General features: G+C 48.7%; 10 protein-coding genes. 5 read left to right on the top strand and 5 right to left on the bottom strand.

From position 1 onward, the window contains the following. Positions 1 to 20: 20 nt before the first annotated feature. The 3 genes from GA520_RS23015 to GA520_RS23005 form a co-directional block, all read right to left on the bottom strand. Positions 21 to 1,463, bottom strand: a complete 1,443-nt coding sequence (locus GA520_RS23015; RefSeq protein WP_163335766.1) for an acetyl/propionyl/methylcrotonyl-CoA carboxylase subunit alpha — start codon at positions 1,461 to 1,463, stop codon at positions 21 to 23. A gap of 220 nt (positions 1,464 to 1,683) precedes the next feature. Next, positions 1,684 to 5,019, bottom strand: a complete 3,336-nt coding sequence (locus GA520_RS23010; protein ID WP_163335765.1) for a PAS domain S-box protein — start codon at positions 5,017 to 5,019, stop codon at positions 1,684 to 1,686. 696 nt (positions 5,020 to 5,715) lie between these two features. Beyond that, a complete protein-coding gene (locus GA520_RS23005) occupies positions 5,716 to 6,621 on the bottom strand; it encodes a hypothetical protein (RefSeq protein ID WP_163335764.1) in 906 nt (301 codons plus the stop codon). Between the two features lie 109 nt (positions 6,622 to 6,730). On the opposite strand from GA520_RS23005, the gene GA520_RS23000 reads away from it, so the two are divergent. From GA520_RS23000 to GA520_RS22985, 4 genes are all read left to right on the top strand, one after another. Further along, entirely contained in the window at positions 6,731 to 8,323 is a 1,593-nt protein-coding gene (locus tag GA520_RS23000; protein ID WP_205749178.1) for a hypothetical protein, read from the top strand. A gap of 129 nt (positions 8,324 to 8,452) precedes the next feature. Further along, positions 8,453 to 10,360 (top strand): alkaline phosphatase D family protein, encoded by a 1,908-nt coding sequence (locus GA520_RS22995; RefSeq protein WP_163335763.1) that lies wholly within the window; start codon positions 8,453 to 8,455, stop codon positions 10,358 to 10,360. A gap of 411 nt (positions 10,361 to 10,771) precedes the next feature. Beyond that, the gene (locus GA520_RS22990) at positions 10,772 to 10,903 is read left to right on the top strand and encodes a hypothetical protein (protein WP_255494289.1); all 132 of its coding nucleotides are present in this window, start codon (positions 10,772 to 10,774) and stop codon (positions 10,901 to 10,903) included. Positions 10,904 to 10,930: 27 nt separating this feature from the next. Beyond that, positions 10,931 to 11,950 (top strand): TrkA family potassium uptake protein, encoded by a 1,020-nt coding sequence (locus GA520_RS22985; protein WP_163335762.1) that lies wholly within the window; start codon positions 10,931 to 10,933, stop codon positions 11,948 to 11,950. Here GA520_RS22985 and GA520_RS22980 read toward each other — a convergent pair. After that, complete coding sequence (locus GA520_RS22980; RefSeq protein ID WP_163335761.1) at positions 11,919 to 12,392, bottom strand: DUF4198 domain-containing protein; 474 nt, start codon at positions 12,390 to 12,392, stop codon at positions 11,919 to 11,921. The two genes, GA520_RS22985 and GA520_RS22980, sit on opposite strands and share 32 nt — an antisense overlap. A gap of 122 nt (positions 12,393 to 12,514) precedes the next feature. Continuing rightward, on the bottom strand, positions 12,515 to 13,297 hold the full coding sequence (locus GA520_RS22975) for a DUF4198 domain-containing protein (protein ID WP_205749177.1): 783 nt from the start codon (positions 13,295 to 13,297) through the stop codon (positions 12,515 to 12,517). 261 nt (positions 13,298 to 13,558) lie between these two features. On the opposite strand from GA520_RS22975, the gene GA520_RS22970 reads away from it, so the two are divergent. After that, positions 13,559 to 13,732 (top strand): hypothetical protein, encoded by a 174-nt coding sequence (locus GA520_RS22970; RefSeq protein ID WP_163335760.1) that lies wholly within the window; start codon positions 13,559 to 13,561, stop codon positions 13,730 to 13,732. Positions 13,733 to 13,930 lie beyond the last annotated feature (198 nt).

Here is a 13,930-nt window from a genome sequence, read left to right as displayed (position 1 = left end):
CTGCTCGTTACTAATCTCGGTTACTGGGCGTAGGGGTTTTCACCGCGGTGGTGAATTTCTGCGATCAGTCTGGCCAGCTTCCCTACTTCGCTGGCATCATCGTCATAATGGAAGATGAACGGGTGGGAATCGATGTAGGAGGTGTCGAAATCCCCGCTGACAAAATCTTTTTCGTTGGCGATGTTGAGATAAAACGGGATGGTGGTCTTGGGGCCTCGAATAGCGAAATTTTGCAGGCAGCGTTTGAGGCGTCCCACTGTTTCGTCCCAGGTAAATCCATGAACCGTGAGTTTTACCAGCAGCGAGTCATAGACTTCGGGAATGATGTATCCCTGGTAGACAAAACCGTCCAGACGAACACCGAAGCCACCAGTGGATCGGTAAACAGAAACCTGCTTGCCACCTTCCGGCATGAAATCGTTTTTCGGGTCTTCCGCATTGATCCTTACCTCGATGGCGTGGCCGCGGAGCCGCACGTCCTCCTGGGTAAAGGAGAGTTTTTTACCGAAGGCGATATTGATCTGATTGCGGACGATGTCTATGCCGGTGATCATCTCGGTGACAGTGTGTTCCACCTGCACCCGGGTATTGATCTCCATGAAGTAGTAGTTGTAGTCCTTATCAATTAAAAACTCGACCGTACCCGCGTTGAGATAATTGGCGGCCTTGGCGGCTTTTACAGCAGTCTCGCAGATTTCATCGAGCAGCGGCTTGTTGTCAATCATGGAAGGAGCGATCTCGATCAGCTTCTGGTTCCTGCGCTGTATGGAACAGTCCCTTGTGCCAAGATGCACATAGTTATCGTGACTGTCCGCGAGTATCTGGACCTCCACATGTTTGGGGTTGATGACAACTTTTTCGAGATATACCGAATCGTCGTTAAAAGCCGCGAGGGATTCGGCCCGGGCAACGGGAATTTGCTGCACCATTTCGTTGTCGTTCTCGATTCTGCGGATCCCCCTGCCCCCGCCGCCCGAAGTGGCCTTTAGCATGATCGGGTAGCCGTAGGTGGCGGCAAAATCCAGTGCTTCGGAGATCCCTTTTTTGCCCTGCTTCAGGTTTTGGGTACCGGGAACCATCGGGATACCGGCATCAGCCATAATCTTTCGTGCTACCACTTTATTACCGAGATCCGAGATGATCTGCGAACCTGGGCCGATAAAGATGATATCCGCCTGTTCACAAGCCTTGGCAAAAAATGGGTTCTCCGCCAGGAATCCGTAGCCTGGGTGGATGGCGCAGGCCCTGGATTTCCTGGCTGCGGTAATAATTTTTTCGATATTGAGATAATCCGAACGGGGGCCGTCCCCGAGCAGGATTGCCTCATCGGCGATTCGAATGTGACGAGACATTTCGTCCGGTGATTCATATATGGCAATCGCTTCGTAGCCGAGTTCCTGGATGGCTCGTATCAATCGGATGGCAATTTCGCCGCGGTTGGCAACAAGTATTCTTTTCTTCAATGACGTCCTCGCTTGTGGTTATCTTTCGTGTTTTGAGGAGAGTTTAACAACGGCGCACTGTGAAAATCCTTACACCTGGAACTGGTAATGTTTTGTGAGTAGGGGAAAAGTGGAGGCGACGTGCCCCTATTTAAGAGAAAAGTATAATCAGTTTGAATGAACAGATCAATCAATAAATCTGAGGAGCGAGGGATTTCTTCTCTCAACGGAGCGGTTGAATTTATTCCTGAGTAATGAATTGAAGCATTTCCAGGCGGGCCAGTTCAAACTGTTCGACTAATTGTCTGTGCAGTGACTTGAGGTTTTCTTTCGTCCCATGGAAACACTCCTCCTCCATTCTCCTGGAGATGGCATAAAACCTGTTCACATCAACATTTGCAGAGGCACCCATAAGTTTATGGGCGAGATAGCCGGCGTCTTTCGTGTTGTTATCCTCGAGCAGCTGACCGAGGGTCTCAAGCTGAGGTGGGGTTTCATCGAGAAAGAGTCGAATTATGTGCTCTGCCAGTTGGGTGTCGCCCATGAGTCTTCCCAGCATAGTAGCATAGTCAAATTGTTGCGGTTTAGTATCCGCCGCTTCGTCGCTATACTCTGCTTCATTGGCAATTGGCGGTGCATTACTGAGCCATTTATCGAGGATTCTCTTAAGTTCCTGAGGATTAACAGGTTTGGTCAGATAATCGTTCATACCTTTTTCCAGGCACATCTCCCTGTCACCCTTGATGGCATGAGCGGTGAGGGCGACAATAGGAAGAGTGTTTGCGTTGCATGCAAAGGTTTTCGAGCGAATTTTTTCCGTTGTTGTCAAGCCGTCCATCATCGGCATTGAAAGGTCCATGAGGATAAGTTGGAATTGTTTCTGTTCTAATTTTTTGAGTACTTCGATCCCGTTTTGCACCATTTCGATCTGTGAGAATCCGAGTTTACCCAGAATTCCGGCCATGACCTGTTGGTTGATCGGGTTGTCTTCGGCTATCAGGAGTGGTGCGGGATTTTCAACACACTCTTCTATTGTTTTTTTACCGGCAGGTAAGGCTGGAGGAGTACCTGATTCGTTAGAAGGGAGAGACACCCTTGCTGTATTGGTGAAAGTGGCTGCTTCTCCAGAACTGGCATCATGTTTTTGAAAACGGGCGGTAAAGCTGAACTCCGATCCGACTCCTTCACTGCTGTCAACACCAATGGTGCCCCCCATCAACTCACACAACTGTTTGGAAATGGTGAGGCCGAGTCCTGTACCGCCGTATTTCCTGGTTGTGGAATTGTCGAGCTGGCTGAAGTTTGTAAAAAGGAGTTCCATTTTTTCATCCGATATACCTATTCCGGTATCGGTGACGGTAAAACGAAGCAGGATATCCTCTTCCCGGTCTTCTTCCACATGGACTTTTACACAAACCACACCTTCCTCCGTAAATTTAAGCGCATTTGACACCAGGTTGAGGAGGATCTGCTTGAGACGATCAGGGTCTCCAACCATATGTTCAGGGATCTGCGGGGAAGGGCTAATAAGCAGCTCAACTTTGTCAGTAGTAAATCTGGAAAGAGCGATATCACGAATACTTTTAAGAAGTTCTGAAAGCCTGAACGGTATGAGTGAGAGTTCAAGTTTCCCAGCTTCAATTTTCGACAAATCGAGGATATCGTTAATGATAGCTAACAGGAATTCCCCGCTTTTCCGGAGGGTTCCGACATAGTGTTGCTGGGTTTCATCCAGCTGTGTGTCAAACAGGAGGGAGGTCATACCAATAACGCCATTGAGGGGAGTGCGTATCTCGTGGCTCATATTGGCGAGAAAAGCACTTTTGGCCTTGCTGGCGGATTCGGCCTTGGCGATCAGCAGCTCCCGTTCCTTATCGGCCAGTTTTCTCTGGGTTATGTCGTAGCCTATACCGATAAGCCCGACTATCTTGTTGTTCTCATCCCTGAGTGGAAGTTTGGTGGTGTAGAGCCACTTCATTTCCCCTGTTTTCATGGATGGGATATGTTCTTCCTGTTCTATGAGTTCAACCTTTTGACCTATCAATGCCTTTTCAGACAGGGCAAACTGTTCGGCATTTTCCTGCGGGTAGAAATCGTAATCGGTTTTGCCTTTCAATTCTTCTTCCGAAGAAACACCCATCATCTCAATCGTGGCCTGGTTCGCGATGATGAACCGGCTCCTGGTATCTTTTACGTAAATCAGGGCGGGTGTATGTTTGATGACGGTGCGCAGGAAATCCCACTGCTTGGTTTTGGCCCTGTTGATCTTTTCGACCCGTTCTTTTGCCTGCGTCAATTCGCGGGTACGTGCCTTAACCAGTTTTTCAAGATGTTCCCGATGATCAGAAAGCTCACGCTCGGCCTGTTTGCGCTTACTGATATCACGGGTGATGGAGGTATAATACGTTCTGTCGTTTAAGATGAATGAGGTAGCGTTAATCTCGACAGGTATCCGTTTTCCATCCTTGGTGAGGTGGGTGAACTCGAAAACGTGCTTGTTATTTTCCCGGAGTAACGTGATAAGTTCCCTGCTTTCGTCCTCGTTTTGCAACTCGGGAGGGGTCAACTCCAGCGGGCTCATCTGCAAAAATTCTTCCCGGCTGTAACCATACCTGCTGCAGGCTGCTTCATTGACATCCAGGTAGTTCGTGAGTTGTCCATTTTCGTCAAGCCCATGAAGGAATATCGCATCGTCGGCGGAATTGACAAGATGGCGATATTTGGCTTCGCTATCTGCAATTGCCCGTTCGGTTCGAATCTTTTCGGTAATGTCTTCTGCGGTCCCGACGATGCCCATTACCGCACCGGAGACGTCATAGAGGGGCCTTTTACTGACTTTGAGGATGTCTTCTTTTCTTCCTTCCCTCTGTTCCTCATACAGGTATTCGATTACCGTGGGTTCGGATTCGATAATATGTTTATCCAGCTGGCGGGAAAGGTGTACCTCCTTTTGGGAGAAGCCTAGATCAAGATCATTCTTGCCTATAATCTGGTGTGGAGATTCAAGGTTGGCATTCTTGGCAAAAGCCTGATTGCAGCCAAGATAGTTGGACTGGTGATCTTTCCAGAAGACAAGCTGTGGCAGGTTGTCGATTACTGTCCGCAGGATAACCCTTGCCGAGAATTCCCGTTCCCTTATATCTTTCTGCTCCGTAATATCAAGCAGCAGTCCCTGGAATCCGGTTATCCTTCCTCGGTCTCCCCGAACAACCAGGATCCGGGCATCGACCCAGATGAAGGAACCATCTTTTCGTACAACCCGATATTCCAGGCCAAACTCACGGCGCTTGAGTGTAAAGGCTTTATGAAGCGACTGCTTCATGACTTCGGCTTGTTCATCAGGGTGCACGATATCCAGGATTTTGACTTTCCCGGAGTGAAAATCATCAGGCGAGTAGCCGAGAGTGCTGATATTGTCGGAAACGAAATCGACAGGCCACCCCGGCGACATTTTCCATGAGAAGGCAATGGCGGGGCTGCTATTGATTATATCTTTAAGAGAAGATGCTTCGCTCCTGATGCGCTGAAGTTCCTGGAGCAACTCTTCCCTGCTGCTGTTTTTCCGGATAGGCGTCATATAAGGTGGTGGGGTTGGAAACAGTCATCTGGAAAATCATCTGGTGTATTGTAGATATATAGAAAAATACTTGGTTTCAATGAGAAAATCAACTGTTTACCCAGGCTTGTCACAGCGTACCCGTTGCCCTATGCAAAGGAAGTGGTTTATGTTGCCGTGAGGTATCTCCTTCTGGTCATTGGATTGAATTTATCTGAGATATGTGAGATTAAATAAATTTACGGGATGTTAGGTGTTGTCATATACTGTTTCCCCAATCGTCTGTTTCTGTTTTTTCGTAGCTGATTGCAACGCATGAAAAATGTACTGTTATATTGTTTTTTGTTTTTCTATCTGCCTGGATTTGGCGATCTCAATGCGGCGTATCCGCCTGATCCTGCAACAGACCTTGAGTGGCCCTATTCATCTGAAAACAGTGTGATGTCGATTCAGGCCAGATTCAATAATGGTCGTACGGCGGAAAATTTCCAGCTTGGTACAAATATACCTATGATGCAGTTGCCATCACAGGAGGTGTGGGACTTAATGGGGGCGGACAGCAAAGTTCTGTGGCTTATTAACCGGGAGAGGATCGATCGCGGCCTTTTACCCCTGCATGGCATTGAGCAAAGGGTCACCGCAATTTCCCGTTCTTACGCCAATTATCTTATGGCCAATAACGTTTTCGGTCACTCAGAGAATGGACAAGATCCCTGGTCAAGAATGAGCACTGAACCGGTAATAAATACGTGTCACGATTTTCTTGGCATCGGAGAAAACCTGTCCGTCTTTATACGACCAGGACTGAAAACCGTCGTCATGGTTGGCGTTAACGTCGTAACAGTTTTTGACGGTGTTGGAGTCAAAGGTCGTGTAATTTCCAGGGCCCCGCAATCCATCGCCGGAGAAGTTTTCTATTACATTGCTCTGTACCAGGGAGTGGGAGGCGGTTACGGAGATCCCGAAGTTGACATTTCTGACCCGATTGTTACGAATAATTATATTAGTGCCGTCTGCAGCTATTCCGCTTGCAGCCAGCTGGTTCCAGTCTTCGAGGGACCAGCCGCTTACGTCCGGTACGGACTGCAGGGAGCATTCCTCGATGGTAATATCCCGGATGGGTCCATGGTATCCGTGGGAGTCGAGATTAATCATAGTGATAGGCTCATAGACGGTGGCGTAGGACGGGCTTACTGAAAGTCCCCTGAGGTGCCAGTTGGCACCGGCCCGGATCAGGATCGAACCGAATCTGGGGGTGGCCCCGTCCATTGCCGCGAGAGTGATGGTTTGCGTGTTATAATAGCCGGTAATGTTTACGCTCTCGTAATTGCCATCGAAGAGCCAAATGGTATCTCCACCCTTGATTGGGGCACCTTCATTTCTGACCACTAATTGATTGCTGCCATCATAGGGCAGGGAAGACCATTTCATCGATTCGACCCTGTTGGAATCGATCACCTCCTGGAGGGACTTCCATGGTTGAGCAAGACTGCCGTCACCATCCGGGCTGCCGGATACCGGGTCGATATAAAAATCCGCACTGTAGAGCAAAGGCACAGCGGTCTGCAAAAGAAGAAAGAGCGCGGCCGTGGTTATGGAAATTCGATGCACAATGTGTTGCATATGTGGTAACCTCCTGATTATTTATCGTAATATAGTTGTGTGATTGTGGCAATGACAGAGTTGCCAGATGTTTTAAGAGCATCCAATAACAGAGATCGGGGAAGTCAATATGTACTGGAAAATCTATCTGCTCGTGTTGACAGTATGTGTCTTCATGTTTGGTGAAAAATCTCTGGCAACTGATTTTCATATCGGTCCCGGCCAATCACATGAGGCAATTGGTGATGTTGCCTGGGAGTCTCTGGAGGCCGGAGACCGGGTTTATATCCACTGGCGCAGTGAGCCGTATTACGAGAAATGGGTGATAGGCGTGAGTGGCACTGCTGAATCCCCGATCCTGGTGAGCGGAGTGGCCGGCCCACAGGGACAATTGCCGGTTATCGATGGCCGGAATGCCACAACCCGTCAGGCTTTGAGCTATTGGAATGAGAACAGGGGGCTCTTGAAAATCGGAGGGTCTTCGACTCCCGGGGTGGAGATACCCTCGCATATCATCATTGAAAATCTCGATTTGAGGTCCGCCCGTCCTCCTTATACATTCACTGATGATAGCGGACAGCCAGGTAGCTACGTGAATAATGCCGCGTCTTTTTATGTGGAGATTGGTCAGCATTTGACTATCCGAAATTGTATTCTCCACGATTCCGGTAACGGTATTTTCATCGGAGTTAATGAGGGGAGGACGCAGGATATCCTGATCGAAGGGAACTATATCTATGACAATGGTATTGAAGGGAGATATTACGAACACAACACCTACACTTCAGCCATCGGTATTACCTACCAGTATAATTATATGGGTGGATTGCGGAGTGGTGCCGATGGTAACAATCTAAAGGACCGTTCTGCCGGACTTGTTGTTCGTTATAACTGGATAGAGAATGGCAATCGGCAGCTCGACCTGGTGGATGGAGAGGATTCCGAAGTTGTGGTTAACGATCCCTCCTACCGCACGACACATGTATATGGAAATATCCTCAAAGAAGCGGAAGACGAGGGCAACCGTCAGATGATCCATTACGGGGGAGATAGCGGAACACTGGCCGATTATCGAAAGGGTACTCTCTACCTGTACAATAACACGATTATCTCAACCCGGAGCGACAGGAACACCCTGCTCCGTCTTTCCACCAATGACGAATCGGCCCAGGTTTTCAACAACATTATCTACACCCCGGAACCCGCCTCCAGCCTCTCCCTGCTCGATAGCAGCGGGCATCTGACATTGCGAAACAACTGGCTGAAGCCCGGCTGGTATAATTCTTATGACGGGGGCTATTCCGGCACTGTAGATGATGATGGATCCAATATAGAAGGAAGCGATCCGGGTTTTGTCGATTACGGGGCTCAGGATTATCATCTTTCAGCTGCTTCAGTGGTACTGGACCAGGGCTTGCCGTTACTGCCGGAGTTGGTAAATAATTATCGATTGTTTTTTCAATATGTAAAACAAAGACAATCTGAGCCACGAGCCGATGACGGATCACTCGATATCGGTGCGTTTGAGAGAGTGCACGATGTAACCGGTGATATCAACGGGAGCGGAGCTGTCGATCTTGGTGATGTGGTCTTATCTCTTCGAATACTTGCCGGGGATCAGGATCAGGTTACTCTCAATGCGGGTACGGACGTGGGTGGAGATGGCAAGATAACCATTGAAGAGGCCCTGTTCTGTCTGCGTTCCCTGGCAAAAATGCCATAGGAGAAAAGAGGTGATACGGGTTATCGGCAGGAAAAATATGTAAATGAAAATTCTGTTTTCCCGTAAGGTATGATAAATTTCAGTCTGGAATGGAAAAAGATAGTTTCTCATTAAATATCCCCCACCGATATGCAAGCTGATACAGCCCAACTTCCCGATATCCTGGCAGGTCCTGTCCTGCGCCGCCTGACCTCCCGTCATCTTGTTCTCTGGCTGACGACAAGCCGACCACTCGAGATGTCGTTGCACCTCTATCGCCATAGTGACGGACAATGCCTCTTCTCAGGCAAGACAGAGGCTTTTTCTCCTCAGCCAGTGCGGGTAGGGGAGTCTGCCTACATCTCCCTTATCGACTACCGGGGGGAGATACCCCAGGATGAATTACTGGAATATGACCTGATCGTTCATAACGGTCAGGAAGAAAAATCGTTGACTGATTATTTCCCCAATATCGTCTATCCCGGCCAGAAGAGGCCTGTCTTTGTCTGTAAATCAAGACTCGATCATATTTTTCACGGTTCCTGCCGCAAGCCCCATTATCCCTCAAAGGATGCCCTGCTTCGGGTTGACGGGGAGCTTGCATCCACAGTGACAAAACCGGAAGAGAGGCCGGCCTTATTAATGATGGGGGGCGACCAGATTTATGCCGATGATGTCGGTGGTCCCATGCTGGTGGCCATACACCGGGTCGGCCGGCTTCTCGGCCTGTATCCGGAAGATTTGCAAGGGGCCGTGGTGAAAAACAGCGAGGAAATGCTGGCCAGCGAATTCTGTTATTACCGGCGTGAGGATCTCCTGCCCCACACCAGTGAAACCAAGACCCTGCGTGATCGGTTTTTCGGGGGCGTCAGAAAACCTATTTTTACCGCTGCTTCTGCCCATAATCACCTGGTGAGCTTAGCGGAAATGATCGGCATGTACCTGCTTATCTGGTCGCCTGTGTTGTGGCATTTCATTGACTGGGATGAACTTCCTGCTCCCGAGACCCATAAACGGACATACTCTTCGGAATTACCGCATGTGAGGCGGTTCTCCGGCGGTCTTGCCGGGGTTCAGAGGCTTCTTGCCCATGTCTCCACCTATATGATCTTTGATGATCACGATATCACAGACGACTGGAACCTGACCCGGGGCTGGGAGGAGGTGGCTTATACCCATCCCTTCTCACGCCGGATTATCGGCAATGCCCTGATCGGCTATTTCCTGTTTCAGGGCTGGGCCAATAATCCTTCTCAATTTGAGGACGATTTTCTTGCGAAAGTACATAGCTGTTTTCAGGAACCGCGCAGCAACAGGCAGGATGAGTTGATCGACTATCTACTCAATTTCGAGGGGTGGTATTATTCCCTGCCTACGCAACCGAAGATGGTGGTGCTCGATACCCGCACCAGCCGCTGGCGCTCTGAGTCGAGTTTGACCAAGCCGTCCGGGCTCATGGACTGGGAGAGCTTATCGAATATGCAGCAGGAAATGATGGACGAACCCGCTGTACTGGTTGTCTCCCCCGCTCCGATATTCGGGGTGAAGTTGATTGAGGTCGTCCAGAGGATCATAACATTTTTTGGACACCCGCTGGTTGTTGATGCCGAAAACTGGATGGCCCATCCCGGTTCGGCCAACGTGATCCTGAACATCTTCAGGCATCGGAAGACACCGAAGAATTTTGTCATCCTGTCAGGTGATGTCCACTATTCCTTTGCCTACGATATAAAACTTAAATATAGTACCAACAGCCCGAATATATGGCAGATTACCTGCAGTGGCTTTAAAAATGAGTTTCCACATGGTCTGCTTGCCTGGTTTGACCGGCTCAATCGCTGGCTGTATGCGGCGCACTCGCCTCTTAACTGGTTTACCAAGAGACGCCGGATGCGCATTCGTCCCAGGAGACCGGATAACAGCGATCATAAGCAGTTGGTGAACGAGAGCAGTGTCGGCAGGGTTCGCCTTAATGACGATGGAGAACCGACAGCTATCAGCGTGCTTCCTGCTTCAGGCGGTGAAGTTCGATTCCTGCCTGGAAAACGGCTGGAATAGGGAACTTATCCCGAAAGGAGAATATCGTATGAAACAATTCAGTGTGTTGATCCTGTTGGTTGCACTTACCCTTTTTTCAGGTTGTAGTGGTGAAAAACGACCGTTCACAGCGGAATTTAAGGGTAAAGACAATGTGGATATTACCTAGTTCCCATTCTGAAACTCAGCATTTTGTTCAATATCGAGGCGTGGCTTAATTATTTACCGCACGCATATGTAGGATATTCGGAGGATAAATAATTTAGCCGGAACGCTGATATTGGGCAGAAGGGTAGTTTTAAGGCGGGAACTACCTATAAGGGCAAGAAATATACTCTCAACAGGTTCGTCCCTGTTACCAATGTACCATTTGAATACAGCTTTGAAAGTGATGGTGACCTTGATATTGAGATAGAAGGGAAAAGTTATGAAGTGGATAACCCCTATGATATCGATAAAGAGAAGAAAACGGTCAAAAAAGAGGTCAAGAAAAAAACCAAGGATGTAAAAAAGAAAACGACCTCCAGCAAGAAGAGTACTTCAACGAAAACAACCAAAAAATAGGGCACCTGAAAGGCGGTAACGTATAATATGAAGAGACGTGTTAAAAGGGTGATAGATGTCGTTCAGAAGGAAAATCTGCTGACACTGTTCCTGGTTATATTGGTTATCGTTATGATAAGCAGTGTTGCCATAACCTACTTTGAACCGGATGTGTCTTTTGTTTCCGGGATCTGGTGGTCTATCGTGACGCTGACAACAGTTGGTTATGGTGATATTTCCCCCTCCACTGCAGGAGGTCGTGTGGTGGCCGCGATTATCATGTTTTTTGGCATTGGTATCCTGGGTATGCTGAGCGCAAACCTCGCAACGATAATGATTCAGAACAGAATACGGGAGAACAGGGGTATGGCAACGACGAATCTTGAAAAACATGTAATCCTGTGTGAATGGAATCATCGCAGCCGTGCTGTTCTAAAGGAGATGCGGGCCGACCCCAGGACGGAAAACACCCAGGTAGTCCTTATTGCCGATATCGAACAAAAACCAATCGACGACCAGCTCCTGGTGTTTATCCGCGGTGCAGTCAATGAAGAGAGTCTTATTAAGGCCAATCTTGCAAAAGCGCTGACTGTGGTGGTGCTCGGCGACGATACTCTTGAACCCACTTCCAGGGATGCCAAGGTCGTGCTGACAACCCTGACGATAGAAACAATCAACCCGAATGCCTATACGGTGGTCGAGGTGGTCAATAAGGAAAATGAACAGCATTGTCGGCGAGCTAATGCCGATGAGATTATTGTCGGCAGTGAGCTGAGCAGTCATCTGCTGGCGACCGCAGCCACCGACCATGGTATGTCGACTATAGTTTCAGAACTTATCAGTGCACGGTACGGCAACGATCTTTTTTCGGTATTCCTGCCTGCTGGTTATACCGGCAAGCCGTATCTTGATGTCATGGTTGAGGTCAAAAAGGAATACGGGGCCACAGCCCTTGGCATCCAGAAGGGGCGGGGCGGTGAATTACTGACTAATCCTGAACAGGATTACGTGATCTGTGAAGGCGATTACCTGGTGCTTATGGCCCGGGAGAGGCCGAGGCTGAGCTGACCGGGACTGTTCGGAACCTGATCACAGCAGCAATATTGAAAATGAGGCTGATACCGAGGAAGATCTGTGTCAGCATTGTTTGTTTGAGGGCCGGTATACCTGCAACTCTTTCTCCAACCTCGTTAATTGTGCACTCCGCACTGCTGGCATGGCCCATTCCGTCTGACATCTCTATGCGCCACATTCCTGGCGTATCCGGTGAAAAAGCGAACCTGCCGTTTTTATCTGTTCTGCTGTTTTGAAACTCTACCTTTTTATCTGCCGGGGACCAGACGATCACCTCTGCATAGGAAACGGGTTTTCCATCGGAGTAGGAAAATGTTACTACTATTGTTGTGGTGTCCTGTTCCATGCGATAACCGAGGCCATGGGCCTCACTTTTTGAAATCGTAAGCACGGTAAAGATCAGGAGGAGGAGTAAGAAGCGACTGGAATGGTTCATGAGATGCTCCGTGAGTATGGTTTTACGTCTTCATTTCTCATCTGTTCATGCAGGGTAAAGTGTGTGTGATGGGGTCAGGCTTAAGCCTGACCCCGGTTCCCGGATAATGGTAGAATTCAGTGCTAACCGTTGATGCCGAAAAGTAAAACCGCCCTGATGACTTCCGTGTCGTAGTCCGGGGTAGGTTCGGTGATCTCATGCTCTACCCGGACCATCCATACACCGGGTTGGGTGAGTTTGACAGCAACCTGTCCATCGTCGCCGGAGTTGCTGTAGTAGGCATAGGTGTTTGTGTGGGAACTAAAGCCGTCGTAGGTGGCGTATACTTCAGTCGCCAGCGGTTTGCCGTCATAAAGGACCTGCAGTTTCATCTCTTTACCGACGCTGGTTGTTTGGGGGTCGTCAAGGGGCACGATCTCCAGTTTATGCCCAACGGGTTTGCTATAGTTGGAATCACTTTTTCCGTTGGAGATGATCGCCTTGGCAAACTTTTCATACTTGCCACTTGAGAGAACGCCCTTCAGGTTTTTCTTGCTCTCCTGTTTCCAGCCCTTGGTGGTCTTGGACCAGATTATGCCGTTGCGGTGACCGCAAAGAATGTGGGTTCCTTCCGCCTGGATTGCTACATTTCCATTCAGTGTTTTTTCGGTCTCGTTACCGACCAGAGGGATGTCCTGCCTGCCGTTGGGTGAGAGGGCATACGCCTCAACCTCCTGCAACGGTTCCATTTCCACGCTTTCCATAAATACATGGGAAGAAAGTACGTTAAAGGGGATGGTCTGGCCATGGGTTCCGGAGAGGCTGACCGGTTTAATGATAAACTCATGGGCCTGCACTGTCTGAATAGTGATTAGAAGGGCTGCAGCAGTGATCCCGGCAATTCGGGAGAGATGTCGTGTCATCATAATTTTGCTCCTTATGTTGATATTGGTTATGAACGTCACATGTAAAGCTCATCCAGACTTTTGCGGCCACAAAAGTATTACTAAAACAAAAAACGTGTTACCTGTGTGCCAAAAGAAAACCTGCTGTGCGGTTATGTGCAAGGCAGGCTAAAGCAGTAACACGAAAAAAATAAACGTAACAACAATAAAGCCTGAATGTCTATTAGTCAACACGTTTCTTTGTTAAAACAACTAGTAGTGCTACTCTGTCGCAGGTGAATTATGGAAGAGGATTTGTCAGGAAGCATTTTGCCGGAGGACCAACATCACTCCTTCAATGCCGATCAGACCGTTATCATTGAGGTCACTGAAAAAATACGACTCATATCATGCATCACCGTTGTTTGCAGGAAGTTAGCGAGAGTTACAGAGCTGCGTGACAGCAGAGCAGAATGAAGGTGGTCATACCATCAGATGTTACAGATTTTGCACAATGGCTGGGCAGTTTCCGTAACTGGAATACCGTCTATGCCTCCATCTTTGGCTAGAGAGCTTGTAAAGCCAGCATTAATGTAACTGGCATGGTTTATGCTCTAACAGGAGGAGCAGGCACCTTCCGGAAGTGGTCTTATAACAATGTAAATTGAATGTGTT

The organism is Desulfopila sp. IMCC35008 (assembly GCF_010646885.2).
Lineage (GTDB): Bacteria > Desulfobacterota > Desulfobulbia > Desulfobulbales > Desulfocapsaceae > Desulfopila.
The sequence above is the reverse complement of the archived record's forward strand: the minus strand, read 5'-3'. Positions and strand labels throughout refer to the sequence as shown.